The organism is Shewanella sp. SW32 (assembly GCF_025653365.1).
GTDB classification, from domain to species: domain Bacteria; phylum Pseudomonadota; class Gammaproteobacteria; order Enterobacterales; family Shewanellaceae; genus Shewanella; species Shewanella oncorhynchi.
In genome coordinates this window covers 206,925-233,689 of record NZ_JAKKSJ010000001.1, presented here as the reverse complement: position 1 = coordinate 233,689, position 26,765 = coordinate 206,925, and the positions used below count along the sequence as shown (strand labels likewise).

At 46.5% G+C, this 26,765-nt stretch carries 18 protein-coding genes; 12 read left to right on the top strand and 6 right to left on the bottom strand.

Translation table 11 applies throughout. From position 1 onward, the window contains the following. The 7 genes from glgX (at position 1) to L5M28_RS00865 (ending at position 14,008) form a co-directional block, all read left to right on the top strand. Positions 1 to 2,217: a glycogen debranching protein GlgX gene (gene glgX, locus L5M28_RS00895; protein ID WP_263196256.1), complete on the top strand. Its 2,217-nt coding sequence runs from the start codon at positions 1 to 3 to the stop codon at positions 2,215 to 2,217. Continuing rightward, positions 2,210 to 4,744: a glycogen/starch/alpha-glucan phosphorylase gene (locus L5M28_RS00890; RefSeq protein WP_263196255.1), complete on the top strand. Its 2,535-nt coding sequence runs from the start codon at positions 2,210 to 2,212 to the stop codon at positions 4,742 to 4,744. The genes glgX and L5M28_RS00890 overlap by 8 nt, the downstream gene beginning before the upstream one ends. Positions 4,745 to 4,936: 192 nt before the next feature. Next, the gene (glgC, locus tag L5M28_RS00885) at positions 4,937 to 6,199 is read left to right on the top strand and encodes a glucose-1-phosphate adenylyltransferase (RefSeq protein WP_006085131.1); all 1,263 of its coding nucleotides are present in this window, start codon (positions 4,937 to 4,939) and stop codon (positions 6,197 to 6,199) included. Positions 6,200 to 6,302: 103 nt separating this feature from the next. Continuing rightward, positions 6,303 to 7,922 carry a glycogen synthase gene (locus tag L5M28_RS00880; RefSeq protein WP_263202123.1) on the top strand — a complete coding sequence of 540 codons (1,620 nt, stop codon included), beginning with the start codon at positions 6,303 to 6,305 and terminating at the stop codon, positions 7,920 to 7,922. Positions 7,923 to 8,050: 128 nt separating this feature from the next. Continuing rightward, positions 8,051 to 11,098: an EAL domain-containing protein gene (locus tag L5M28_RS00875; RefSeq protein WP_263202122.1), complete on the top strand. Its 3,048-nt coding sequence runs from the start codon at positions 8,051 to 8,053 to the stop codon at positions 11,096 to 11,098. A gap of 129 nt (positions 11,099 to 11,227) precedes the next feature. Then, positions 11,228 to 12,646, top strand: coding sequence for a DEAD/DEAH box helicase (locus L5M28_RS00870; RefSeq protein WP_263202120.1), 1,419 nt, complete (start codon positions 11,228 to 11,230; stop codon positions 12,644 to 12,646). A 255-nt stretch (positions 12,647 to 12,901) separates the two neighbouring features. Continuing rightward, positions 12,902 to 14,008 (top strand): CobW family GTP-binding protein, encoded by a 1,107-nt coding sequence (locus L5M28_RS00865; protein WP_219250126.1) that lies wholly within the window; start codon positions 12,902 to 12,904, stop codon positions 14,006 to 14,008. A gap of 78 nt (positions 14,009 to 14,086) precedes the next feature. Here the strand turns inward: L5M28_RS00865 and L5M28_RS00860 are convergent, their stop codons facing one another. Then, positions 14,087 to 14,848, bottom strand: a complete 762-nt coding sequence (locus L5M28_RS00860; protein ID WP_263202118.1) for a substrate-binding periplasmic protein — start codon at positions 14,846 to 14,848, stop codon at positions 14,087 to 14,089. 384 nt (positions 14,849 to 15,232) lie between these two features. On the opposite strand from L5M28_RS00860, the gene L5M28_RS00855 reads away from it, so the two are divergent. Further along, positions 15,233 to 15,757: a DUF3087 domain-containing protein gene (locus L5M28_RS00855; RefSeq protein ID WP_219253093.1), complete on the top strand. Its 525-nt coding sequence runs from the start codon at positions 15,233 to 15,235 to the stop codon at positions 15,755 to 15,757. Between the two features lie 99 nt (positions 15,758 to 15,856). On the opposite strand, the gene L5M28_RS00850 is transcribed toward L5M28_RS00855, so the two are convergent. Beyond that, a complete protein-coding gene (locus tag L5M28_RS00850) occupies positions 15,857 to 17,398 on the bottom strand; it encodes an MFS transporter (RefSeq protein WP_028760700.1) in 1,542 nt (513 codons plus the stop codon). A 400-nt stretch (positions 17,399 to 17,798) separates the two neighbouring features. Here L5M28_RS00850 and L5M28_RS00845 point away from each other — a divergent pair, with 400 nt between their 5' ends. From L5M28_RS00845 to L5M28_RS00830, 4 genes are all read left to right on the top strand, one after another. Further along, entirely contained in the window at positions 17,799 to 19,154 is a 1,356-nt protein-coding gene (locus tag L5M28_RS00845) for an MATE family efflux transporter (RefSeq protein WP_028760699.1), read from the top strand. Between the two features lie 388 nt (positions 19,155 to 19,542). Beyond that, positions 19,543 to 21,054, top strand: coding sequence for a hypothetical protein (locus L5M28_RS00840; RefSeq protein ID WP_263145081.1), 1,512 nt, complete (start codon positions 19,543 to 19,545; stop codon positions 21,052 to 21,054). Positions 21,055 to 21,175: 121 nt separating this feature from the next. After that, complete coding sequence (locus L5M28_RS00835) at positions 21,176 to 21,643, top strand: DUF6386 family protein (protein ID WP_263202117.1); 468 nt, start codon at positions 21,176 to 21,178, stop codon at positions 21,641 to 21,643. A 112-nt stretch (positions 21,644 to 21,755) separates the two neighbouring features. Continuing rightward, positions 21,756 to 22,106, top strand: coding sequence for a hypothetical protein (locus L5M28_RS00830; protein ID WP_249195660.1), 351 nt, complete (start codon positions 21,756 to 21,758; stop codon positions 22,104 to 22,106). Positions 22,107 to 22,117: 11 nt separating this feature from the next. On the opposite strand, the gene L5M28_RS00825 is transcribed toward L5M28_RS00830, so the two are convergent. The 4 genes from L5M28_RS00825 to L5M28_RS00810 form a co-directional block, all read right to left on the bottom strand. Beyond that, positions 22,118 to 23,296, bottom strand: a complete 1,179-nt coding sequence (locus L5M28_RS00825; RefSeq protein ID WP_263202115.1) for an AAA family ATPase — start codon at positions 23,294 to 23,296, stop codon at positions 22,118 to 22,120. A 635-nt stretch (positions 23,297 to 23,931) separates the two neighbouring features. Next, entirely contained in the window at positions 23,932 to 24,501 is a 570-nt protein-coding gene (locus L5M28_RS00820) for a lactate utilization protein C (protein ID WP_263200278.1), read from the bottom strand. A 1-nt stretch (position 24,502) separates the two neighbouring features. Beyond that, a complete protein-coding gene (locus L5M28_RS00815; protein WP_131522986.1) occupies positions 24,503 to 25,897 on the bottom strand; it encodes a lactate utilization protein B in 1,395 nt (464 codons plus the stop codon). Positions 25,898 to 25,907: 10 nt separating this feature from the next. Next, positions 25,908 to 26,651 (bottom strand): (Fe-S)-binding protein, encoded by a 744-nt coding sequence (locus L5M28_RS00810; protein ID WP_113941022.1) that lies wholly within the window; start codon positions 26,649 to 26,651, stop codon positions 25,908 to 25,910. Between the last annotated feature and the right edge of the window lie 114 nt (positions 26,652 to 26,765).

Below are 26,765 nucleotides of genomic sequence, written 5' to 3'. Positions count from 1 at the left end.
ATGCAAAAGCCCACGGCTGATGATATTAAGCTCAACCCTGACGCTAAAAAACACCCATTTCAAAGCGAAAAATGGGCGTTAGGGGTAGGTGAGCCTTTTCCGCTCGGTGCTAATGTTGAGGGCGATGGCGTCAATTTTGCGTTATTTTCAGCTAACGCCACAGCGGTTGAGTTATGTTTATTTGATGACAATGGCGAGCAAGAAGTCGCGCGTATTGCGTTAACTGAACAAACCCAGCAAATCTGGCATGTGTTTGTGCAAGGGCTTAAGGCGGGGCAACTCTACGGTTATCGCGTTTATGGCTCCTATGAGCCTCAGCTTGGTCACAGATTTAACCCCAATAAATTATTGCTCGACCCCTATGCGCGCCAGCTCGTCGGTGAATATTGCGACCATGAGTCTAACTATGGTTACGAGCTGAACCACATGGATGAAGACTTATCTTTCAGCAAGTTAGATAACGCTGCCTATGTGCCAAAATGCAAGGTCGTGGACATTCGTCCATTAATCGAGATAGCTGCCAAGCAGTCGATTCAGCCCCTTGCGACGAGGTTTCAGCCCAAACCTCTAGAGCGCAGTATCATTTATGAGATGCATGTTAAAGGCTTTACGGCGGTGCATCCTGAGATTGAACCCCATAAACGTGCCACCTTTGCGGGCTTAGCGACTCAGCCGGCTATCGATTATTTGGCCGAACTTGGGGTGACGTGTGTCGAGTTACTTCCTGTACAGGCCTTTTTCACTGAGCCATTTTTGCTCGAGAAAAAGCTCACTAACTATTGGGGTTACAACAGTATCGGTTTTTTTGCCCCTGAGCCGAGTTATCTATCATCCGACAACATTGGTGAGTTTCGGGCCATGGTGGATGCACTTCACGGCGCAGGTATCGAAGTGATCCTCGATGTGGTCTATAACCACAGCGCCGAGGGGAGTCGACTTGGGCCGACCTTTAGTTTTCGTGGCATAGATAATCTCAGTTATTACCGTCTGCATCCGAATGATAAGCGTTTTTATATTAATGATACGGGTTGCGGAAACACCTTAAATATCAATCATCCACGTATGTTACAGCTCGTACTAGATTCGCTGCGTTATTGGGTAGAAATCATGGGCGTCGATGGGTTTCGCTTCGACTTGGCGGCTTGCTTAGGTCGCGAAGCCTATGGTTTTGATCCCGGCTCAGGTTTCTTCGATGCGCTGTTGCAAGACCCTGTTTTGTGCCGAGTGAAATTAATTGCTGAGCCTTGGGATATTGGCCCTGGCGGTTATCAATTGGGCAATTTCCCCGTGGCTTTTAGTGAATGGAACGACAGATATAGAGACACTATGCGCCGCTTTTGGCGCGGCGATCACAGCATGTTGCCCGAATTTGCTCGGCGTTTTCACGGCTCGGGGGATTTTTTTGAACACAGTGGCCGTCCACCTGCGACTAGTCTTAATTTTTTAACCAGTCACGACGGTTTTACCCTTAAAGACTTAGTGAGTTATACCCAGCGCCATAACTTGGCAAATGGGGAGGATAACCGCGACGGTCACCAAGAAAACTTCAGCCATCATTATGGGATTGAAGGGGAAACCGAAGATAGCGCAATTCTGGCACTTCGCAGTCGTCAACAACGTAACTTATTGACTACGCTATTTTTATCCCAAGGTGTGCCTATGTTGTTGAGCGGCGATGAAACGGGCCGCACCCAGCAAGGTAACAATAATGCCTATTGCCAAGACAATGAACTGAACTGGTTTGATTGGTCGGCAAAGGGCATGGACACTGAGCTGTTAGCCTTTACTCAGCAGCTTATCGCCCTGCGCAAACGTTTCCCGCTGTTATGTGCTAAGCGCTTCATTCACGAACAGTTATTGGCTGAATCCTTAGCCGATATTGGTACTCGATTAGATTGGTTTAGTCGCCAAGGTGAACAAATGACCAAGAGCTTGTGGACCGAATCTATGTGCCGCAGTTTGTCTGTGGTGCTTTCCGGTGATTTAGAAGATCAAGGCAAGCAGCAAGCTTTGCTGTTGATGGTTAATGCCGACGACAATCCTCTCGCTTTTACCCTGCCGACTTTCGAGCACTTGAGTCCGTGGCAATGCCTTATTCATACCCAAACTGAGCCGCTGGATGTTCAGATCTCTGCGACGCGATACTTACTGCAAGATCGTAGTCTCATGCTTTTTCATGCTGATTTTATAGGAAATGAAGGAATTAACTATGAGTGACAAAAGCGAGCTGAGCCCCAATACCAGCGAAAAACCAGTAACACTAGCTCAGTCAAAAGCAGCGAGCAAGAAGGCGCCCGCTAAGCGTCAGACTAAGTCTAAAGCCGCTGAGCCTTGTGAACCCTGCGATGCTTTGCCCGCTTCCTTTGAGCGCCATTTACGTTATGGACTCAGCCGTGGCGAAGGCGTGAGCTGCGAATTATTTCAAGCGTTAGCTTACAGCGTGAAAGAACAGATGCTAGACAATTGGCGTCAGACTCGAGTGGATGACAGCCATTTTAAGCGCAAGCAAGTGGCGTATTTATCCCTTGAATTTTTGATGGGCCGTGCACTAGGTAATGCACTACTGAGTTTAGATTTGCAACAAGATAGCCGTGATGCCTTGAGCAACTATGCGGTATCGTTAGAAGAGTTAGAAGAGGCCGAACATGATGCCGGTTTAGGCAACGGCGGCCTAGGTCGATTAGCCGCGTGTTTCCTCGATAGCTGCGCCAGCATGGACTTATCAGTGACAGGCTATGGCATACGTTACGAATATGGCATGTTCGCCCAGAAGATAGTCGACGGTTACCAAGTTGAACGCCCTGACCGTTGGTTGCGCGAAGGCAATCCGTGGGAAGTGCGTGTCCCTACCCACAACGTGATTGTGCCTTTTTTTGGCCACACTGAATCCTATGTCGATAAACAAGGCCGTCGGCACATTATTTGGGTTGAAACCCAAGATGTGCTCGCCGTCGCCTATGACATGCCAGTTCCCGGTTATCGCAATGGGCGGGTAAATACCCTGAGATTGTGGAAGGCTGAAGCGACCGATGATTTTGATTTAGCTGAGTTTAACCAAGGCGACTACACGGAAGCCGTGGCCCGTAAAAACTTGGCCGAGCAGATCACTATGGTGCTCTATCCAAATGATGCGAGCGAGAACGGCAAAGAGCTGCGATTACGTCAGCAATACTTTTTATCCTCCGCTAGCTTGCAGGATTTACTCAAACGTTGGGTGAGTCGTCATGGTCATGATTTTACGCAGTTTGCCGCTAAAAATGTCATGCAGTTGAATGACACTCACCCTAGCATTGCCGTGCCTGAGTTGATGCGGTTATTGATCGACGAATACAGTTTGGAATGGGACAGTGCATGGGCTATTACCAGTCAGACCATGGCTTACACTAACCATACCCTGTTGCCTGAAGCACTAGAGCGTTGGCCCGTGCGTATGATGGCGCAAATGCTGCCACGCATCTTAGAAATCATTTATGAAATCAACGCCCGTTACTTAGATATAGTCGCCCACCATTGGCCAGGAAATAGTGAGAAATTGGCGAGTATGTCAATTATTCAAGATGGTCCACATCCCCATGTGCGTATGGCGTATTTGGCGATTGTGGCGAGTTTCTCGGTCAACGGTGTCGCGGGTTTACACACGCAACTACTCAAATCTGGGTTGTTTAAGGATTTCTATGAGTTGTGGCCGCATAAGTTTAATAACCGCACTAATGGTGTGACGCCAAGACGTTGGCTTGCCCATTGTAACCCTGCCTTAGCTAAGTTACTGACCGCCCATTTAGGTCAAGAATGGGTGACAGACTTAAGCCAGTTAACGGCGCTCAATGCCCTCACACAGGACAATGCGTTTATCCAAAAATGGCGTGATGTGAAGCAAGCCAACAAGGCTTTGCTGGCTAAGATGATTGTTAAGGAATGTGGAGTTGAGTTCGATCCGGCTATGCTGTTTGACGTGCAAGTGAAGCGTATTCACGAATATAAACGTCAGTTACTCAACATATTGCATGTGATTCATCTCTATCATCAGATCCAGCAAGGCCACACCGAAAACATGGTGCCACGTTGTGTATTGATCGGCGGTAAAGCGGCGCCCGGTTACTTTATGGCTAAGTTGATCATCAAGCTCGCCAGCAATGTTGCTCATATGGTCAATTCCGATCCTATGGTGACGCCTTACCTACGCTTTGCTTTCTTACCAAACTACAACGTCAGCGCCATGGAAAAAATCTGTCCGGGGACTGATTTGTCCGAGCAAATTTCAACCGCGGGCAAAGAGGCATCGGGCACGGGCAATATGAAGTTCATGATGAACGGCGCCCTGACAATCGGCACTATGGATGGCGCCAATATCGAGATGTTAGAGGAAGTGGGCTCTGAGAACTTCTTCCTGTTTGGACTCAATGCGGAGCAGGTCTCGCAGGTACGTAGTCACTATCATCCACGCAGTATTATTGATGATTCACCGGCGTTATCTGAGGTGATGAAGTTACTCAAAAGTGGTCACTTCAATCTGCTTGAGCCGGGGATTTTCGATCCCATTATTGCCGCCATCGAAAGTAGCGACGATCAATGGATGACGGCCGCCGACTTTGACAGTTACCGAGTCGTGCAAGAAGCCGTGGCGCGGGCCTATAAAGATCCGCAGGTTTGGACGCAGATGAGTATTCGCAATACCGCCGCCAGTGGACGTTTTTCGAGTGATGTGACGATCGCAGGTTATCGCGATGAAATTTGGAAACTGTAAGGGTTGGGCTCTTGGTTATAAGTCTCTTGTTATAGCGGATGAGTATAAGCGTTAAGTGTTTGAAAGGAATGCAGCAATCAATGGAAGGAATGGGGAATGCAAGTGAGAAATACTCAGGGGAGTATGGCAGTGTCTGCCGTATCGATAAGCCATTTATGGGCAATCAGTTTGCCGATTTCGGAGTAAGAGCCTATGTCTAATGTTCGTTATATCAGTAATTTAACTCGTGAAACATATGCGTTGATTTTAGCTGGTGGGCGCGGGTCTCGCTTGCATGAACTCACGGATTGGCGTGCTAAACCTGCACTGTATTTCGGTGGTAAGTTTCGTATTATCGATTTCCCGCTCTCAAATTGTATTAACTCGGGTATTCGTCGTGTCGGGGTTGTGACTCAGTACAAGTCGCATTCTTTGATCCGCCATGTGATGCGCGGTTGGGGCCATTTTAAGAAGGAGCTGGGCGAGTCGGTGGAGATTTTACCCGCTTCACAACGCTATTCGGAAAACTGGTACCAAGGCACGGCCGATGCGGTATTTCAAAATATCGATATCATTCGCCACGAGCTGCCTAAATACGTGATGGTGTTGTCTGGCGATCACGTGTATCGCATGGATTATGCTGGGTTATTAGCCGCGCATGCCGAGTCGGGCGCAGATATGACAGTCTCTTGCCTTGAAGTGCCGATTGCCGAAGCTGCGGGTTCGTTTGGGGTGATGGAAGTCGATGAAGAGATGCGCATTTTAGGCTTTGAAGAAAAGCCGCTGCAACCTAAGCATTCTCCGGGTAATCCTGAAATGTGTTTAGCGTCTATGGGCAACTATGTGTTTAACACAGAGTTTTTGTTTGACCAGCTCAAGAAAGATGCCTTAAATGAAAGCTCAGATCGCGATTTTGGTAAGGATATTATTCCTGCGATCATCGAAAAACATAATGTGTTCGCCTATCCCTTTAAGAGCGCTTTCCCGAACGAGCAAGCCTATTGGCGCGATGTGGGTACGCTAGACTCTTTCTGGCAAGCGAATATGGAACTGTTATCGCCTACGCCAGCACTGAATTTGTACGATGCGAAATGGCCAATTTGGACTTTCCAAGAACAATTACCACCCGCTAAATTTGTGTTTGATGACGATGATAGACGCGGTATGGCGTTGGACTCGATTGTTTCGGGCGGTTGTATTATTTCGGGGGCGACAGTGCGCCGTAGTGTATTGTTTAACGAAGTGCGCGTTTGTTCTTATTCGTTAGTTGAAGATTCAGTAGTGCTACCCGATGTAGTCGTGCTGCGCCATTGCAAAATCAAGAATGCGATACTTGACCGTGGCTGCATTATTCCCGAAGGCATGGTGATAGGTTATAACCATGATCACGACAGAGCTAAAGGCTTTAGGGTGTCGGAAAAAGGCGTCACCTTAGTGACCCGTGACATGCTAGGTTTGCCTGTAGGCTATGAATAGTGCTTTGATCATTAAAGTAAACTGATCATTAAAGTAAAAATGGCTTAGGTATAGGCAGCTTAATAAAAGCTGCACAGTTGAAGTAGCGGGAGTATCCAATTAATTGAAACAACGCATTTTGATGGTCGCGGCTGAAAACGGTGCCCTTGCGGGCGCCAAGGTTGGCGGTATGGCGGATGTCATCCGTGATTTACCCGCCGCTCTGGCGGGTGTTGATTTGTGCGCCGATGTGATCATGCCAAGCTATGGCTTTTTAACTGCGGTAGCGAATCAACCCCAAGATCTGGGTGAGTTAACTGTGGCCTTTGGTGGTCGCTTGGAGCGAGTGCATTTGTTTGCCATGCCCCATCCCCATGTGCCAGAGGCGATGATTTATCTGCTCGAACATGCATTATGGCAATCCGTACCTGGGCAGATTTATAGCCAAGGCAGTGCCGAGCGTCCTTTCGCCGACGATGCGACTAAGTTTGCTTTCCTTTGCGCGAGCGTCGCGACAGCATTAGTTACTGGCCGAGTGCCTATGCCGACTGTGCTGCATTTACATGACTGGCATGCGGGCTGCTTAGCCATGTTAAGAGCATTCGTGCCTGAGTTCAGTGCTCTCAAAGACATTGAGTGTGTGTTCTCTATCCACAATCTTGCACTGCAGGGGATACGTCCCTTAAGCCAAGACTCATCCTCCTTTGCGGCTTGGTTTCCCGAGCTGTTTGCCACTTTGACGCTGGGGCAAAAACAGTTAATTACTGATCCCCGTTATCCCTACTGTGTTAACCCTATGCGTATGGGCATAGTGCTGAGCGACAAAGTGCATTTAGTCTCGCCCAGTTATGCCAAAGAAGTGTTGCAGCCCTCCAAACCAGAGGCGGGATTCTTTGGTGGTGAAGGGCTAGAACATGACTTACAGGTCAAGGCCAATGACGGCAAAGTGGTGGGGATTTTAAATGGCTGTGTATATTCGTCAGTATCGGATTTACCCGCTAAGCCACCTGCGCGTATTCAAGTACCCGAGTTCAAGCAATTGCTCAGTGCGATTGAAACTGCGTTAGTGCAATGGCAGGGGCATCAAACGCAAGTGAGTGGCGTGGACATGATTGCTTTTGCCCGCACCCAAGCCCATTGGCGTCAAGCAATGGCGGAGCAAGTACCGAATCTGTTATTGACTTCGGTGGGCCGTTTGACCGATCAAAAAGTCTTACTGCTGCGCCATCAATTGCCCTCGGGTTTATCTGTGCTTGAAACCTTACTTAAAGCATTGAAGCAAACAAAACCGACGGCGCTGCTGATTTTACTCGGCAGTGGCGATGCATCGATTGCTAAGTCTTTTCAAGCGTTAGGGGCTAAATACGATAACCTATTATTTTTGCAGGGATACAACGAGGCGTTATCCGAAGCGCTGTATCAGCATGGCGATCTGTTTTTGATGCCAAGTTCCTTTGAGCCCTGTGGCATCAGTCAAATGTTGGCCATGCGCGCGGGACAGCCATGTTTAGTGCATAGTGTAGGCGGTTTAAAGGATACCGTTGAGGATGGCGTTAATGGTTTTGCTTTTAACGGCAATAGCTTAAATGAGCAGGCCGAAGCGTTTCTGCAAAGGTTGACGCAAGCCATTGCTTGTTTCGAGGGGAAAACATGGCCACAAGTGCGTGCTGCGGCCATGGCACAGCGTTTTGACTGGCATTCTATTGCAGAGCAATATCGTCAACAACTCTATTGCAAAATGTAATGTGGTAAGTCCAAAGTGTGATGCGGCAAAGGGAATTAACGCATGATTTCTAAGTGATTCTGCTACACTTGTGGGGGAATGTTAAAATGGTATCAAGCCCCCTCATTTTTGGAGTCGCTCTCTGAGTTATGGATAAAGGTATTCTCTTTCCGTTAGTACAAAATGCGGCTTTATTGCTGGCGTTGGTCTTTTTGTACGACGTGATTCCTAAAAAGCATCAGCGGCAGTATTTTTTACTGTGGCGCATCATTATTGGGATGCTCATCGGTGGTATTGGTATCACTATTATGAGTACGCCTTGGGTATATTTGCCTGGCGTTTTCTTTGATACCCGTTCAGTTATTCTCTGTATTTCTGGTCTATTTTTCGGTGGTTTACCGACCTTAGTGGCTGTCGTGATGACGGCGCTGTATCGCATCAGTATCGGTGGCGCTGGTATATGGATTGGCGTCGGCGTGATAGTGTCATCCGGTTTAATCGGGGTGATCTGGCGTCAATATCGTAAGTCTCTGTTAGCCAATATTTCAGGTGGAGAAATTTTTCTCTTTGCCTATACCGTTCATATCGTGATGTTGTTGTGGTTCTTATTTCTACCCGATGGCATAGCAATGCCATTGCTCGCCAAAGTGACCCTCCCAGTATTGACCATTTTCCCGATAGCGACTTGGCTATTGAGCCGCTTGTTATCGCGACGTTTTGAATTAGAGCGTGATGAACAAATTCGTCTGCAGGATGATTTCCTTTTTCGGAGCCAATTCAACGCGGGCAATATTGGTATTGCAATAACGGGGATAGATCAAAAGTGGATAAAGGTGAATCCACGGTTATGTCAAATGCTCAAGTATTCAGAAGCTGAATTGCTACGGATGACGTGGGCACAAATTACTCATCCCGATGATTTAGAAGCGGATGCCCTGAAATTTGAGCTTATGCTGCGGGGGGATATCGATAATTACGAGATGGATAAACGTTTTATCGTTAAAGACGGTAGCGTGGTTTACACCCATATGACAGTCGCCTGTAAGCGTGGTGGTAATAATGCCGTGTTGCTTGTTATTGCTGGATATTTAGATATCACCTCACAGGCCATTGCTGACCAAGAGGTGCTCGCTAGCCGTGAACAACTCGAACTGGTGTTAAGCAGTAGCGATCTTGGGGTGTGGGATTGGGATATTCGTCATGATCGTATTGAACGTAACGCCCGCAGTGCCGATATTCTTGGCTGCGATGTTGATATGCTCAACGCTAATAGTCGCCAATGGATGGATGCGATAGTCGCCGAAGACAGGCCTAAAGTGCTGCATTCGATTGAGGCCCATATTCGTGGCGAAACGGCGCAACATAAGATGGAGTACCGCTTAAATACCGTAAACCGTAAGGTGCGGTGGATCCTTGATACAGGTAAAGTCGTGAGCAGAGATGCAAACAACAATGCTCTGCGTATGTGCGGAACCTATACCGATATTACCGACGCAAAACTTATCGAAGAATCCTTAAAATTGTCGGCACTGGTTTACGATAACAGCTCAGAAGCCATGAGTGTCCTCGATGAAAAGGGTGTGATTATTACCGTCAACGCCGCCTTTAGTGTGATGACGGGTTATCGCGAATTTGAAGTGCGGGACCAACATATTCGGCTGCTTTATTGTGACCTCAATGGCCGCGATTTTTACACCAAAATGAATAATGATATCCGCGAGAAAGGCCAATGGCAGGGGGAAATGTGGCAGCGGCGCAAAAATGGCGAGGAATATGTCATCTGGTTAACCATCAATACGATTAATGATAAAGAAGGCCATCCCTATCGACGTGTTGCCCTGTTCTCAGACATTACCGATAAGAAGCAAAATGAACATCTGATTTGGAAACAGGCTAACTACGATACGCTGACGGGGTTGCCTAATCGGCGCATGTTGTTGGAGTATTTAAGCAGTGAAGTGAAAAATGCCGACCGCAATCGCAACCACTTTGCCTTATTGTTCTTGGATTTAGATTTCTTTAAAGAAGTGAATGACACCTTAGGCCATGCCATGGGCGATTTACTGCTGATAGAAACCGCGAGTCGTTTGAAATCCTGTGTGCGTGATGCCGACGTCGTGGCGCGTCTTGGCGGCGATGAATTTACTGTGGTGTTAAGTTCGATGGAAGACCATAAGGGGATTGAGCGCGTCGCCGAGAATATTTTGCGACGAATTGCCGAACCCTATGTGTTAGGGGAAGAAACCGCTTATATCAGCGTCAGTATTGGGATTACTTTATATCCCGATGATTCGACCAGTATTGAAGGGCTTCTCAAGCATGCGGATCAGGCTATGTATGCGGCGAAAGATCAAGGGCGTAATCGCTTCAACTATTTCACCCCATCGATGCAGGAATACGCCAAATACCGCATGCGCTTGATCCAAGACTTACGTCAAGCGGTCGTGAATAAAGAATTTGAACTGCATTATCAGCCGATTGTTGCCTTAGCAACGGGTGAAGTGACCAAGGCTGAAGCCTTGATCCGCTGGCATCATGCGGAGCGTGGTGCTGTGTCGCCTGCAGAGTTTATTCCTGTTGCGGAAGACACCGGCTTGATTGTTGAAATCGGCAATTGGGTGTTCGAGCAAGCCGCTCGCCAGAGTGCGGCGTGGCGTCATGAATTAGGGGTTGAAATCCAAATCAGCGTCAATAAATCCCCAATCCAATTTCGTGATGAAGGCACGCTGCTCAATGATTGGTTGAAGTTATTGCAAGATCTTAATATTACAGGCGCGGGAGTCTGTGTTGAAATTACCGAAGGCCTGTTATTGGACGCCAGTATGGGTGTAACCGAAAAACTACTGGCCTACCGCGATGCGGGTGTGCAAGTGTCGCTGGACGATTTTGGTACGGGCTATTCGTCACTCGCCTATTTGAAAAAGTTTGACATTGATTATCTTAAAATTGATCAATCTTTTACCCGCCATATCGATACCGATTCAAACGATCAAATTCTCTGTGAGGCGATAATCGTGATGGCCCACAAGTTGGGAATGAAGGTGATTGCCGAAGGTGTCGAAACCGATGCGCAGCGGCTAGTCTTGTTGGCTGCAGGTTGTGACTACGGCCAAGGTTACTTGTTCTCAAGACCTGTGCCTGCGGGTGAATTTAGCCAAAAATACTTACAGGATCCGCTTTTAGTCTCCCATGTCTGAGGAGATATTAACTTAGTGGCGATAATTGCCTATAAAAACGCCGCGGATTTTGCTAGACTCCGCGGCCCCGCGTTGGGGCATTGAGTATCACCTCGCATCAAAGTTTTACTACTTAGCTAAAGAGTCCCTATGAAATTTGAAACACTCGGTTTATCTTCTCCTATTTTGAATGCGATAACTGAGTGTGGCTATCAGCAACTCACTCAAGTGCAAGAGAAAGTGATCCCGCTTGCCTTTGAAGGCAAAGACATTATGGCCTGCGCCCAAACGGGTACAGGTAAGACGGCTTCCTTTGCTCTGCCTGTACTTGAAAAGTTGGCGGCTGAGTCTTTAACAAACGACAGCAATGATAAACCGATTTTACGCGCGTTGGTGATGACGCCAACCCGCGAACTTGCGATTCAAGTCTGCGAAAATATCCAAAAATACAGCCAGTTCCTACCACTGAAAACCTTAGCGGTTTACGGCGGCGCCAACATGAATCCCCAGCGTAAAGGGGTAGAGCAGGGCGTTGATATTTTGGTGGCAACTCCTGGTCGTTTATTCGATATTATCGGCCAATTCCAGTTAGATTTATCGAGCGTTACCACATTAGTGATCGACGAAGCCGACCGCATGTTAGACATGGGTTTTGTGCGCGACATTGAAAAAGTGAAACGCTTAATTGCGCCGCAGCATCAAACCATGTTGTTTTCAGCCACATATAGCGATGCTGTCAAACAACTCGCCGAGAAAATGCTGAATGAACCTCAGTGGGTGAATGTTGCTGACACGACTACCGCATCCACAGTTGTGCAGGAAGTCTATCGCGTTGATAAACGCCGCAAAGCCGAGCTGTTGTCAGAACTCGTTGGCCGCAACAATTGGCGCCAAGTGCTGGTGTTTGCCAGCACGAAAGAAAGCGCCGAGCATTTATTACAAGAATTAAAGCTGGATGGCATAGCCGCAGGTGTATTCCACGGCGATAAAACACAAGGCGCCCGTAATCGGGTGTTGGAAGAGTTTAAAGCCGGTAAATTGCGGGTGCTGGTGGCGACCGATGTGGCCGCTCGTGGTTTAGACATTCATGCCTTGCCTATGGTGATCAACCTTGAATTACCTTTCCTCGCCGAAGACTATATCCATCGTATTGGTCGTACTGGCCGAGCAGGATTAACGGGTCGCGCGATTTCGTTTGTTTCACCTTCTGACGATGAAATGCTCGCTGAAATTGAAGCCTTGATTGAGCAGAAACTGCCCGTGTCGGTACAACCGGGTTATGAAGAAGGCACGCCTTTGCCTGCCCGTTACCGTGATGCGCCCGCGGCACCGATTAAGCCGATTGGAAAGTGGAGCCATAAGGCGCCGCAGGATCGTACTATTGGCCAGTCTCGTCAGGGTAAGTACGCGAAAGGTAAAGCGCAGGACAGCAAAACCGGTGGCGATAAATCCTCTAGCCGTGCTAAGCCAGCTTCTGGCTCAGGTAAGCCGTTTAATGCGACTAAACCTAAGTCGAATTTGGTGAGCAATAAGTCAGGTTTTGGCTCTCGCACCAATAAGTCAAAATAGGCTAAGTCAAAATAAGTTAAGTCAAAATAAGCTAAGCCCAACAATCAAGGCTAATAAGTGCAAAGTGCCTATTAGCTTAGCCGTCTAACGGTTGCCTAGTTTGTTGATTTGACTGTTGGATAGTCAGTTGCATATTTTGCTACATAGCCTGTCGCTATTCTAAAAGCGCATCCTCACCGATGCGCTTTTTGTTGAGCTTCGGAGCCAATACTTCTACACTCGAGCGCCAAGCTTTCTATTCGAGCGAGTTTCCTTATGATTATCAAAGCGATTCCCACCAATATCATTACAGGTTTTTTAGGTGTAGGTAAAACCTCTCTGATTAAGCAATTGTTGGCGACTAAACCCGCGGATGAAATTTGGGCAGTGCTGGTCAATGAATTTGGTGAGGTCGGCATTGATGCGGGGTTACTGAACTCCTCCGATAACGGCATACAAATTCGTGAGGTTGCGGGTGGCTGTATGTGCTGCGCAGCAGGCGTACCGACACAAGTGGCCATCAATCAGTTGATTGCGAAAGCGAAACCTGACCGCTTATTGATTGAACCGACTGGGCTTGGGCATCCTAATGAAATCATTAAAGTATTGAGTGCGCCCCATTATCAGAATGTGATTTCACTGCGTAGCACCCTATGTTTGGTGGACGCGCGTAAGATCCACGATCCTCGCTATCGCGAACATGCAAATTTTATCCAACAGTTGCAAGTGGCCGATGTGATCATCGCAACTAAGTCTGACTTGTATGATGCTGAAAATACTAAGTTACTCTATGAATTGCAGACTTATTTAAGCCATATTGAACGTACTGATATTCCTGTAGTGAGCCACTCAAATCAACAGCCTTTACCTAGCGCTTTGCTGGACTATCTTAACCAACCAAGGCGCGTGTCACTCAATATAAATGGGCATGCTAGCGCGGGCCTAAAGCTGGGCAGCCTACCGACGACGGCTCCAAGCTTGTTTCGTGCTGGTGGTTCTCGCTTGAGTGAGTTGAGCCTCTTTGCCGAAGGTGCAATCGAAGCCGCACTTGATTTTGATGATCGCGGTATAGTGCGAAAGCAGAATCAAGGTGAAGGTTGTTTTAGCTGCGGCTGGGTGTTTGAACCGAGTCAAGAATTTGATTTTGATAAATTAATGGATTTTATTCAGCGGCAAGCTCAGTCATCCAACGTTGGGCAAGTGTTGCTTAGATTAAAGGCCGTGATGATCACTACTGATGGAATTGCAGGATTTAACTGGATTGACCATGAGTTTACTGTGGTTGAACTCGATGACACCTTAGATTCCAGACTAGAAATGATTACCATGGACGACGTCAATTGGAACGAGATTGAGCTGCAGTTGATTGCTTGTCTTAGCTAACAGAGTTCCCCATCACTCTTTATTACAGGTGTGAGCAAAGATAAGAGGGGCGGGTTTGGTGGGAACAGTAAGATTGGATCAGTAAGGCAAGGTCACGCGGTATTTTTGGCCGAGTGTAGTGAGTGTGCCATTTTGGATCATCTCCTCGAAGAAGCTGTCAAAACGAGTTCTTAGCGGATCAAATTTAGCTTGTTTCGGAAAAGCCATAAAGCCGTCTCGCACATCGATTATCGGCATGATTGGCGTAATTGCTTTAGGGATTTTGATTTGGGCGAGCACTGCATTTGTATTGCGACTATTGGTGGCGAGTAAATCTAAATCACCCCGCGAAAGCCGTTCTATGCCACTTTTAATATCGACAAATTCATTGATATTTAATGATTTAGTTTGTTCAGTAAACCTTGTGCCATAACTCCAGCCCTGCATTTTTCCAATCCGTTGTGTTTTAATACTGGCATAGTCGCCATTCCACACTATTTCATTGTCTGCCCGAGCATAAAACACCATATCATCGCGGTAAAATGCCTTCGCCGCAAAAACCAAGTTGGCATTACGCTCTGGGGTATCGTAGGGACCAATAAGAATATCCGCTTGGCCACGTTCAACCATAGAGATAGCGCGGCGCCATGGGGTAATTTGATAGTGAATGTTCACACTTTGCTGCTGGGCGAAGCGATTCAAAATATCGACACCTAAGCCGGTATATTCGCCATTGGCTTGTAGTTCAAAAATTTGACTGAAACTCGAACCCACTGCGAGCAGGTCTTTAGCCTGTGCAGTCAAGCAAAGGCTGCTGAGCGCCAAAAAGACGACCTGTGCAAAGCCTTTGCTGAGTATCATGGTATTCCTTGTGTGGTTTGAATGCGGGAGGTTAGAACACAGTCTCTCGTAAAAGCGGCGATATTATTATGCAATTCACTAGGGTTAAGGTTAGCAAATTTTACCCAGATTTGATTGAACGTTAACATTTTAATGTTTTGAAATAACTGGAAGATAAATCGTAAGGGCATTAAGCCGTTGATCTTCAATCGATACATCATCCTATCCCTCAGCCTGCTTAGTTACGCTTAAAGGTTTCAGTTTGTATCATTTGTAAGTGAGGATGAGAAATGTATTTTCCTTATGCGTTTAAATCAGTTAAGGCCGAATAAAGGGGATTGGGGTATGCTCTGCCATTCATTGATTTATACGCCAATGCTGGGCGGTTTATTTGAGCGGGATGTTATGAAGCTGCAGGAAATAGATAAAACCTTGTATCGTAAAAACATGAATTTATTCATTGTTATTCTAGTTGTTAGTTTAGTCGTGTTATCACTGATTTTTGGTACTGGACTTATTGCGCTGTTTGGGGCGACGCCAGTGCCAGGTGAGCCAACAGGTAATTTTCACTTGAATCTCTTAGGCGTGATTTTCAGTCTGGGTCTGTGTAGCGCAGTGATTTACAACTTGAAGGATAAATCCTTCTTCAGCGAAATTTATTATGTGTGGCAATTAAAGCAACTCCATAATCGTATCTATCGCAAGTTGATAAAGATTAAAGCCGCTGCGGCGCAAAATGATGTTAATGCTTTGATTATATTGCTTTTTTATTACACCAGTTTAAGGCAAGTGTATGTACTCGATGACAATACGCTGACCTTGCCGGCACTGACTCAAGATCTCAATCGTCTGAATGCACAAATCGAAAGCCTAGGCTTATTGTTGTCGCCTGAACAATTTACGCCTGAGCTGCTGACGCGTCCTTTTTGATACTGATATGGCAAGATGAGGATCGCTCCTCACCTTGCCATATCTAGCCCTTATCTTGTCTTTGTCGTCCTTGCCCAAAATGAGGTCAGCGAGTGTCACTTAGGCGGCTTGCTGGGCTCTTTGTAGTGTGAGTAACCACTTACCATAGATGTAAATCCCTACCGCTGAGATAGTCCCTATGGCGGCTATGATGTACCACGCCATGCCAATGTTATGGCTGTGGTACAGCAATTGGGTGAGATCGTGTGCGTTTTCACCTGTGTAACTCACCAAGGTAGTAAAGGCTTCACCTTGAGGAATGGCGCTGACCTCAGTGCTGTTCATGCCACGCTCTAGCAATAAATCCCGCGAAAACAATTCCTTTGATGCATAAATCTCGTAGAGTTTAGGGCCAAAGTAGCCTTCTAATCCCCAGCCGATCCCTTGGGGCAACATCACAAATCCCAAGTACATGGCTTTTTTGCCTTCGGGAGCAATATTACCCATAAACTCGTTTTTCTTCGGGCTAATCATCATTTCGCCAATGGAGAACATGGCAATCGCGAATACGATAAACCATGCCGCATGGAAAGCACCGATAAACACAAAAGCTAAAATACTCAGCAAACAACCAATAAACATGGCGGTAGTGATACGGTATTTAGCCGTCAGTGCCGCGACGATAAAACAGCAGGTCATAATCAGGCCCGCATTAAGGTTGAGCATGCCTTCGGGCATCACCTTAGTGCCTTCGTTATTGAGGCCAAGCCAAAATTGCAGAATGCCGTTACTGGTGCCTTCGCTGCCAAAGAGGGAGGTGACGATTACGCTGGTATCGACCCATTCGGAAATATGGATAGGCAGCACATCGAATAGGGCATTAAACAAGAACCAAAATCCTGAAAAAACGAGCATATAGTAGATCACAATGGGCTTTTTCAGCTCACGCCAAGCATCACGCCACAGGGATTCTTGTTCGACTTCACCCGATTTTATTTGCTTATTGCGTTCCAGTCGCTCGGCTTTACCTGGCTCGGTATAGGTGAGTAAGAATAAGAAGTTGAGTGAGATAATCGCGGCGCAGGCGAAAAATACATTGTCCCACGACAATTGGCGCATATGCACAGCAACTAAAGGCCCTAGGAAACCGCCAATGTTTACAACTTGGTAAAAAATGCCCCAAGCCATTGAAGTGTTGTTGCGATTAGTGGACAGCACTAAGGTGCCTTGAATGCCCGGTTTAAATATCCCTGTGCCTATGGCAAGGAGTAATGCACCGACAAGGAAGCCCCAAAAGCTGGGGAAGAATGCCATGACGAGATAGCCAAAGATTTTAATGATGGTGGAGCCGAAGATGGTTTCTTTGTAGCCCACTCGGTCAGACATGCCACCGGTGAACACGGGCACAAAGGTTTGCATGATCGCCCAGAGGGAAATAATAATGCCGTAGTCACTCAGGCTGATCCCAAGGCCGCCCGCAGACTCTGGCGCTTTAGCGTACAGTCCAGCACTGGCTTTAACACCGTAGTAGGCGATACGCTCGACTAACTCCATACCACCAACTAACCAAAACACATAACCTAAGCTAGTAATGGAGGCCCACATGCCGAGCTGTTTGACTTCTCGCAGATCGTTGCCTGCATTTGGACTATTCTGACTCATGTCCTTCCCTTATTATTGTTATTGAATTTATTTCTGTTTAACCCATTAATTATCAAAAGCTTAAATTTATAAAGTTAATGATTTCATCTTGCTTAAATACGTTAATGGGCTTGCTTGAACGGATACTTTACCTAATTCGGCCTTAAACACCAAAAAAGTAGCAGAAAATGATGAATTAACCCACATCTGTTATTGAACTGTACTGAGTTTGTCATTTGGCTGAAATTGGACTGTTTCCGCTTAAGTCATTGTGATGATTAATCTTTATTGTTAATTATTCATAATGAACATGCTTTGAGTTCTCGCTATTTTTAGGTACAATCCATTGTCGCATTTTTGTTCACCCGATCATTTTTCTAAATAGATACGACTCTAGCCCCCCTTTTTGTGAGAAACGCTAATGACAGCAACAACATCTAATCATGCTCCTGCGGATATGAGCTTGCTCGAGGAGCCGATTGCGAAGCTTTTTTGGCGCTATACCATACCCACCATAGCCTCTATGTTGGTCACGGGCGTATATGTGACAATTGATGGCATCTTTGTTGGCCATTATTTAGGTGAAACAGGGCTGGCGGGGATGATGCTAGCTTACCCTGTTGGCGCGATTTTATACGCTATTGGCGCCATGATAGGTATGGGTAGCGCGGCATTAGTGTCAATCAATCTTGGCCAAGGTAATGTAGTCAAGGCCCGTAAACTACTGGGTAATGCCTTTACGTTATGTTTATTAACGGGATGCTTTTTTGCCCTTGTTGGTGGGATATTTTCGCGAGATATTTTGGTTGCTCTCGGGGCGCAAGGGGAGATGCTCGAAAACGCTAACGAATACTTATTCTGGTATTTTGCACTGTGTCATTTCCCCATAATTTCAATGACCTTTACCACACTGCTGCGTAATGATGGCAGGCCATCTATGGTGACTTGGGTGCTGATTTTGGGTGGTGTATTAAACACTTTCTTAGACTGGCTGTTTATTGTGGTTTTCCCCTTTGGTTTAGCAGGTGCAGCGATTGCGACTATGTTGTCGCAGGCGGTAACGGGGCTTTTGTGTTTACAGCATTTTTTCAGTCCGCGCACTCAGCTTAAAATCACTTTTGAGCAGATGAAGCTCAAGCTCGATAATTGCCTTAATATAGCCCGCGTTGGTTTCCCCAGCTTTTTGATGAATCTGTATTTGTCGATAGTGTTAACCCTGCATAATACGGCTTTTTTGTGGGTTGGCGGTCCATTACATGTGGCCGCCTATGGTGTGGTGAGTTACACCGAAGCGTTTTTCTATCTGATTTTTGAGGGCATTGCGCTTGGTACTCAACCCATTTATAGCTTTAACGCGGGAGCTGGGCGTTTTGACAGGGTTAAACAAGCGCGCAATATTGCCTTTGGTATGACGTTACTTACCGCAGCTTTAGGTTTAGCGCTGATTTATTCTCGCCCTGAATGGTTAGTGTATTTGTTTGCCGGTGATAATCCGAATTTAACCCCAGTGGCGATTGAAGGTATGCGCTGGTATTTTTGGGGCTTGCCTATGGAAGGCTTAATCTTAGTCGGTGCGAGTTTCTTCCAAGCGATTAACTGTTCGAAACAAGCTTCTATGCTGACGGGCGCTAAGCTTATTCTTATCGCTGCGATCATCTACTGCTTTGCATGGGCGTTCGGCGTGATTGGTGTGTGGGTGTCGCTCGCGACCTGTAGCACTATCTTGACGATATGGATGTTTTACGCCATGAAGCGAGTCGAGGCACGTCTGCATTAATCCTTGCTTTGGGTTGTATTGGTTTCGCCTGATATATTGACAAGACAAGGGGCGAGGCAAGTAACCTTTAGCCGAGGTATAAGTGTTTATTTTTACGTAAATTTTACAATTGGGGCGATTAATGGCCCCGATTGTAATTGCCCACATATCTTTCGTCGTTAAACATGACTTAGGGCTAGCGTGGGATGATGGCCTCTGGTACATTTCGCTGGTTTAATCTGCAATCAAAAATGACTTATCCATGCGTGCTCTTAAGTCGAGGCTATAGTCCTCAATTAATAGACTGAGTTCGCTTAGGCTTTTGGGTCGATTGATCGTTGATATAACTGGGTATTGAGCCGAATGACTCGCTCGTTGATTTTAGTAATTTATGTTTTATGAGGCCCTTATGCGCACCACTTCAGTCATTTCTATGCTGTTGCTTGGCGTGTTAACGACAGTTAATGCCAGTGCCAAAGAGAATGAGTTAGTGTTTGCCAGCGACTTCGAAGGCAATCGTTTATCTCAACCTTGGTCGTGGATCATGGGTTGTCAATTTGAAGGCGCTGAACCTCACACAGGTGAAAGTGCGCTGCTTTGCGTCGAAGGCAATAGCAGTATCGTCAGTAAGTACCCTATTTCTGAAGCGGGTCTATTAGAGTTTTGGGTCAAAACCCAGAATACTCAAACCCAATATCGCATCAATGTATTGACCTCTCCAGTATTAAAGCTCGATGCCCAGTGGCAGCATGTTGCTTTAATCGATATCACCCCTGGGGCTAACGAATATTTAGCACACCGAGTGTCTATTGATGATCCGAGTCGCCAATATATCCGTCTTGATATTGAGGCTATTAATGGCCCTATCAGTTTGGACGATTTGAGCTTAGGTAAAATTCGCCTTGATATGGCCCTGCAAAAAAATGAGCAGAAAATTATCGGCGGGATTTTAGATAAGCTGAAAGCTGATAAGAATTACGAAGTGCAGTCTGAGTCATTTCGTACTTTAGGTAAAAATTATGCCGCCCAGCTCGAGAGCCAAAGACAATACCTCGAGTACTCGAATGCTATTTATTCAAGTATCACCTTTGTGTTGGCGACGTCTGAGCGCAATAAAATGTCTAACCCTATGGGATATAACACCTTTAGGTCGGTTTTAACTGACGCTAAACGTGTGGCATCGCCTCTCCAACAGGCGCGTTTAGGCTCTATGGTGAAACCCTTTGGTGACTTAGCTACTGCCACCTTAAACGTGGTTAGTGCCGGTGCGTATTCCGCCTTTGCCGAACCCTTTAAGTCATTCTTAGCTGCGACTTTTGATCGCTCTAATTATGACAACAGTGACTTAAGCCGTAGTGATAAAAAGTTTGCTGAAGAAAATGGCCTGAAAATTTATCAGCAGGCCGAACGGTTTATGTCTGAAATCGAAAAAGAACTGCAACAAGTCACTGCACTCGACAATGATTTAGTCAGTATGCAGAAGAACTTAGATAATTTCCGTAAGGATCTCGATAAGCATCTGCGCAGTTACTTACAGCATGCCAGTATTGCCCGCACACCTGAAAATTACAGCCGAGTGATGAGTAAAGACGAGCAGGCACGCGCGCTGGTGATTGCTGAGGCGAGTGCCAATATCAGTGCTAAAGCTGAGGCGCTATTGGCTTCGAACAGCAATGCAGAGTTAGTGCAGTACATGATTAAAACCACTGAGAAGATTGATGAATTTCAAGAGTTCAAGGAACGTTTTAATCAGATCACTTCGGCCATGCTGACCTTCTACGACAAATTTGAGCGCTCAATTGCCGCCGAGCAAAACCCCTTTACCGATCCTAGCGACCGCGCCGTGTGGGAGCAGCACGCCAAAAGCGCCCGTAACTACATTCGCCAGTCGAAGGAAGCGTTCACTAAAGCCTTTATGTAAAGGATTGTTGTAAGTAAGTGGTAGTAACGGCCTAAAATTATGGCGATTTTTCTATTTTAGGTTTGGAGTTATCAAGGATAAAACAGGTAGTCAGAATCATTTCTGTTAGTGGGCAAGGATGATGAGTAAACCCTATACAACAACTCGGTTTGACACAGATACCGCCACAATGGCGATATTTGATCCCGCGGCATTAACTCATCGCTGTGAAGATACGGCTGATTGGTGGTCTGTGCCGAGTGACGAAATTTTGGAAATCAATCAAGGTCATGTGCTATTCGTAGGACTTGGCGCCGATGGCTGTTATGAGGTTGAAATTTTCCTTAAGCTAGGTGAGGCTGGGCTCAATTCGAATTATCTCTCTGCAAACTTAACAGTATTGTCAGGGTGCCTGTATATTGGCGCCGCCGAGCAAGTTCCAGCAGGAGATCTTGGGCCTGAAACAACCTATGGCGGCGCTTTAATTTATGCTGTGCGAGGGAATATTGAGGTGAGAGTGTATCGGCTTACACCCCATAAACTGGTGGTTGAATATGAGTCAACCTCAGAAGATGTACTAAACGAGTTTACGTCTAGCCCATTACTTTAAGCGGCTTACTTTATTCGCTACCATTTTTAATCCCTATACGGGCTGTTAAACACCAAAGGTAACTTGTTAATCATCAGGGGTAAAAAAGCAATTTAACATTATGAGTTCTATGATGAATAATACTAAATGGCGTGAATGTATGACGCTGTTAGCTTCTCGTCCTGTGTATTTGCAACTACAGTTGGTCGGTGAAGAGGACTTTCCTCTCGATTATGAAGCCTCAAATCAAGTGTTATCCGAGATCATGGCTACTGATTGTCTTTTTGTGCAAAGGCGTATTCGCTATAAATCCATTAACGCGATTAGAATTGCGAAAACCGTTTTTCCCGCCGGTTTGGCGGATGACAATGTATTTCTGCTTGCTGAATTAAAAATCAGATTACAGCAACTCGGCCAGTTACCACTAATTGAAGACGATCAGTTTATTGTTATTCATGGCTATCATGACCTCATGGTTTGTTGAATCCAGAGCATCTACACTGGCTTACAACACACACCATATCTTAAGTTCGCTCTGCGATGGAGTTCATAGACTTCACAACCTAACAATGGCTCAGTTCTATTAAGAACTGCGCCAAAACGTTCAAAGTAGTCTTCATTAACTTGTTTTGCACTTATAAGTGGTACTTCAATACTGACATCTACACGACCTTTACGTATCAACGCTGGGTCAAGATTATCAGGATGATTTGTGGTCATGATTACAAGGCAGTCATCAAGAGGAATGATTCCGTCTAACGCGTTTAGAACGCCACCTAAAGTGAGTGGTGGGTTATCTGCATTGCTTTCTGCAGTACGTGATACCGTAGCCTTTACACAGTCACAGTCCTCTATTAACAACATAGCTCCGGGCGGTACCTTTCTAATAGCCTTATGAATAGTGGCATCATTTACAGTCGATAGATTCAATATGTATAGATCGCGATGATACTCAACAGCTAAGGCTCTCGCTATACCCGTCTTACCAGTACCCGTTTTTCCATGTAACAGTATGGTTAGCTTACTTACAACCGATTTCCCTCTACTTGCGAAGTTATCAACTTCTCCCATCAACTTCTGCTTAAACCCTTCATCTAGCACTAATTCACTAAAACCCGATGATTTCAATGTGCCATAGCGACACCATTCGGTTTCTTCGAAAATATTAACTTTTGGCTCTGTAGAGATGTCTCCACGAGTATCTTCTAAAAAACTATATAGTTTATCTTTTGCCCACCATGGTGCACTTACAGTAATAGTATCGTATGCCATCGTACTATCGACCTTAGAGCGGGTAGCCAACATGAAACAACCACCGTATTTAAATAGGTGCATACCGTAGCCGATAGACTTAACACTGACACGCCCGTCGTAACTCACACTATAGTCATAGTACACAGCCTCAGAGATAGAGCGTGAAAAAAACGGAATGGTAGTATTACTGATCAAAAAGGACAGTTTATTGAATACCTCTGTGCGCGCCTGATGGCTATCGTCTATAGTGAGCCGCACAAACAGCAGACTACTGAGCCAACTTAACAGCTTCGCGGGGACATCTTTTAGCATATAGCCTACGAGTCCAATTAACGTTAATGTTGATACTCCAACAATGACAGCCGTCAATAAAGGATCACCATTGGTGAGCGCCTTTATTTGTAGTAATACCTCGTTCATTTACTCACCTTTACTATAAATGCCTCATGGACATAATCGAGAATACTATCAACCGAGTCGAGGATACTACCAAGGTATCCTCAGTATGTGCGCTATCGCACGTGGTTAAAGCGACTTGATAAAGATCCCCTGCTTATCACTAACGATTGTCTTAGAACGTAGTGATATCACAATTTAAATCAACATCTTAATGTTGGATTTATATTTAAGTGTTCACTAACGTACGCAGATAAATATCAGAGATGGCGCCGTTCATCAAAGAGCAGGACGGGGCGACCCTGCATCCACGGATTGACTTGAACAACATCCGCGTTTAACTGCCAGTTCGCCATCTGACAGGCAGGACGCCTGAATGTCGTGCAATGCAGGGATGCATGAGAACTACCATGGCTCTCGTTCATAAGCTTAGAAACCCTAGGTTTCTATTCACCGAGTCGGCGAGTGAATGCCATGGCAAGCCTGTAAACTGTTAGTCAATAAACGTTAATTGGTAAGCTGTGTTAGTGGTTTATCAGCCTACAACTCAAATATCATTCAGCGAAGTCTCAATAAGAAAGCCGCTAATGAAGGCGGCTTTTGTGTTTCGATTATTCCATAACCCTTGAATTTTCTTGGTTACATTAAATCTCGAGGCATTAGAGCAAATACACGTTCAAGCTGCAGGCGCCGTGGGCGCCGACGACGAGGGCTTGTTCGATATCGGCGGTTTTTGATGGACCCGCGATAAACACCCCGAACTCACCTGAGGCTAACGTGATTTCTTTAGCTGCCTGATGTAGGGTCGGCACAATCTTATTCGTTGGCAGGGCTAAGATCAGGTTTTCACAGATAAAAGGTGTCACTCTGTGGCCTAGATTCTTATTGTTAACCCAAATGGCACCGTTTTCGGCAACGCCAATGTCACCTGGGATCACTGCATAATCTATGTTTTTGAGCTCGTGGGCAGTGGGTGGCATTTCACGGTTTGCCGTGACACCCTCTACAAGGGAGATGACCTGTAACCCTTGGGCGATAAGTTCATTGACTTTGGCTTGCAGGGCTTTGATGCCACCTTCTTTATGCAGCGTACCCGCGACAGTATTGAGGTTGGTCTCGAACTGGCCGACGAGATTTTCGACTCTTGGCGTCACATCTATGCTTGGCATAGGATGATTTGTTAAGGCCGACAGTTTGAGCGCATTGAGAATTTCAAGTTTACTAGACATCTTATAGGCTCCTGTGTTTCTTAAACCAAGCTTCGAAGCTGGAGTTCGGGGCAACGGGCAGTTCACGGTATTTACCCCATGCACCGCTAAAGGGTTTTAACAGACTACCCGGTAGAATGCGCAGCGCAGTTCTCGCCACACTCATAGAGCAGTTCAGCATGGTTTCGCTTGCCATAAATTTACCCACTAATGGCATGTAACTGTTTTTGCCATAGGGGAGTTTTCCGGCTTCAGCCTTAAGGCGTCTGTGGTGGAAAATAATCTTATCGAGCGGCACCTTAGTTGGGCAGATATAGGTACAGCTGCCACACAAGGTACAGGCCCAGGCAATCGAGTTCGTGTCATCAATCTTAGCGCCCACTGCGATACCAATTGGGCCAGGGATAGTGTAGTTGTAGCTGTAACCGCCGGAGCGACGATACACAGGACAGGTATTGAGGCAACCACCACAACGAATACACTTCAATGATTCTGCGAGGATTTTATCCTTGAGCATCTCAGTGCGGCCATTGTCGACGATAATAATGTGCATCTCACCTTCGGGCTGTGGGCCACGGTAAAAGGCGCTATAAGTCGTGACAGGTTGGCCTGTGGCGTTGCGTGCCAGTGTTCGCAGTAAAACGGCTGCGCTATCGATATCGGGCACCACTTTGTCGATGCCCATTGAATGCAACTGCAACTTAGGCAGGTTAGCACCCATGTCGGCGTTGCCTTCGTTCGTGCAGACCACCACGGCGCCTTTATCGGCAATTGCCATGTTCACGCCTGTCATCGCGGCATCGGCGCTAAGGAACTGTTCACGCAGGTGGGCACGGGCGGCGCGGGTTAAATACAAGGGATCGGCTGCCCCCGCTTTAGTGCCGAGTTTTTCATGGAAGAGTTCGCCGACTTCTTCCTTTTTCATATGGATAGCGGGCACCACAATATGCGATGGTGGCATTTTAGCGAGCTGAATAATCCGCTCACCTAAGTCGGTATCTATGACCTCAATGTTACGTTGTTCTAAGTACGGATTGAGGTGACATTCCTCGGTCAGCATAGACTTAGACTTCACCAACTTTTTGACTTTATGGCGGGATAAAATGTCATGCACGATACGATTGTGCTCTGCGCCATCTTTCGCCCAATGGACTTGTATGCCGTTGGCGATACAGTTTTGTTCAAAGGTTTCAAGATATTGAGCAAGATGGGTTAGCGTGTGGAGCTTAATTTCTGAGCCAAGCTGGCGCAGTTGTTCCCATTCTGGGATGCTACCCGCGGCGCGGTCGCGTTTTTCTCTGAGCATCCATAGTGCTTTTGAATGCCAGTCGACACGGGTTTCGTCGCGGCAAAAAATATCGGCTTTATGGGCATGGACTTGGGAGCCATTAGCTCCGTGATTATGATTGTAAGCCATGGTGAGTCTCCTAGAGCGCGGCGTTTAGCACTTGCGCTATGTGGCGAATTTCAATCGGCAATTGCTGTCTGCGGATCATGCCATCGAGGTGCAACAGGCATGAGGGATCAAAACCCACCACATATTCAGCACCCGTTGCAGCGTGGGCTTGGGCCTTGTCTTTCCCCATCTTAGCCGACACTGCGCCTTCATCGACGGCGAAGGTGCCACCAAAGCCGCAGCATTCGTCACGGCGGTCTGGATACACTATGTCTATGCCTGCAATATTGGCCAATACAGCTTCGACTTTGTTGAATCTTGGTCCCATTTGCTCACTTGGGGTGGCAAGGCTTAACATGCGAATGCCATGGCAACTCAGTTGCAGGCTAATTTTGTGCGCGAAGGGCTTGGTAAAGGCGGGGATCGGCGCGATATCGTGTAAAAACTCAGTCAGTTCATAGAGTTTGTTGATCACAGCTTGTGCTTCTGGGCTGCTATCAAACTCGTGGAAGTTTTCTTTGGCGGCCACTAAGCAAGAGGCGGCAGGGCAAACAATAGCGTCGCATTCCACTCCCTTAAAGGCGTTGAGCAATTTAAGGGTGGTGCTGCGCGCTGCATCGAAGCAACCCGAGTTTGTCATCGGCTGGCCACAGCATGTTTGACCCGCGGGTAGAATCACTTGGTGCCCGAGTTTCTCTAATAATTCCAAGGTGGCAATCGCGACCTCTGGCATCATTTGATTGACTAGACACGGGATGAAAAGGGCGATTTTCATTGTGTTTTCTCTTTCTTGTTAGTGAACGACATTGCCTTGCAGTGTGACCCAATATCCACACTAATGCTAAGGTAGTTGATCAAATATAGGCCTATCTTAGCGGAATAAGTAGCC

Bases quoted from the DNA above. Each gene is read 5' to 3' on its own strand.
- glgX (WP_263196256.1), top strand. From the start codon at position 1: ATGCAAAAGCCCACGGCTGATGATATTAAGCTCAACCCTGACGCTAAA.
- L5M28_RS00890 (WP_263196255.1), top strand. From the start codon at position 2,210: ATGAGTGACAAAAGCGAGCTGAGCCCCAATACCAGCGAAAAACCAGTA.
- glgC (WP_006085131.1), top strand. From the start codon at position 4,937: ATGTCTAATGTTCGTTATATCAGTAATTTAACTCGTGAAACATATGCG.
- L5M28_RS00875 (WP_263202122.1), top strand. From the start codon at position 8,051: ATGGATAAAGGTATTCTCTTTCCGTTAGTACAAAATGCGGCTTTATTG.
- L5M28_RS00870 (WP_263202120.1), top strand. From the start codon at position 11,228: ATGAAATTTGAAACACTCGGTTTATCTTCTCCTATTTTGAATGCGATA.
- L5M28_RS00865 (WP_219250126.1), top strand. From the start codon at position 12,902: ATGATTATCAAAGCGATTCCCACCAATATCATTACAGGTTTTTTAGGT.
- L5M28_RS00860 (WP_263202118.1), bottom strand. From the start codon at position 14,848: ATGATACTCAGCAAAGGCTTTGCACAGGTCGTCTTTTTGGCGCTCAGC.
- L5M28_RS00855 (WP_219253093.1), top strand. From the start codon at position 15,233: ATGAAGCTGCAGGAAATAGATAAAACCTTGTATCGTAAAAACATGAAT.
- L5M28_RS00850 (WP_028760700.1), bottom strand. From the start codon at position 17,398: ATGAGTCAGAATAGTCCAAATGCAGGCAACGATCTGCGAGAAGTCAAA.
- L5M28_RS00845 (WP_028760699.1), top strand. From the start codon at position 17,799: ATGACAGCAACAACATCTAATCATGCTCCTGCGGATATGAGCTTGCTC.
- L5M28_RS00840 (WP_263145081.1), top strand. From the start codon at position 19,543: ATGCGCACCACTTCAGTCATTTCTATGCTGTTGCTTGGCGTGTTAACG.
- L5M28_RS00835 (WP_263202117.1), top strand. From the start codon at position 21,176: ATGAGTAAACCCTATACAACAACTCGGTTTGACACAGATACCGCCACA.
- L5M28_RS00830 (WP_249195660.1), top strand. From the start codon at position 21,756: ATGAATAATACTAAATGGCGTGAATGTATGACGCTGTTAGCTTCTCGT.
- L5M28_RS00825 (WP_263202115.1), bottom strand. From the start codon at position 23,296: ATGAACGAGGTATTACTACAAATAAAGGCGCTCACCAATGGTGATCCT.
- L5M28_RS00820 (WP_263200278.1), bottom strand. From the start codon at position 24,501: ATGTCTAGTAAACTTGAAATTCTCAATGCGCTCAAACTGTCGGCCTTA.
- L5M28_RS00815 (WP_131522986.1), bottom strand. From the start codon at position 25,897: ATGGCTTACAATCATAATCACGGAGCTAATGGCTCCCAAGTCCATGCC.
- L5M28_RS00810 (WP_113941022.1), bottom strand. From the start codon at position 26,651: ATGAAAATCGCCCTTTTCATCCCGTGTCTAGTCAATCAAATGATGCCA.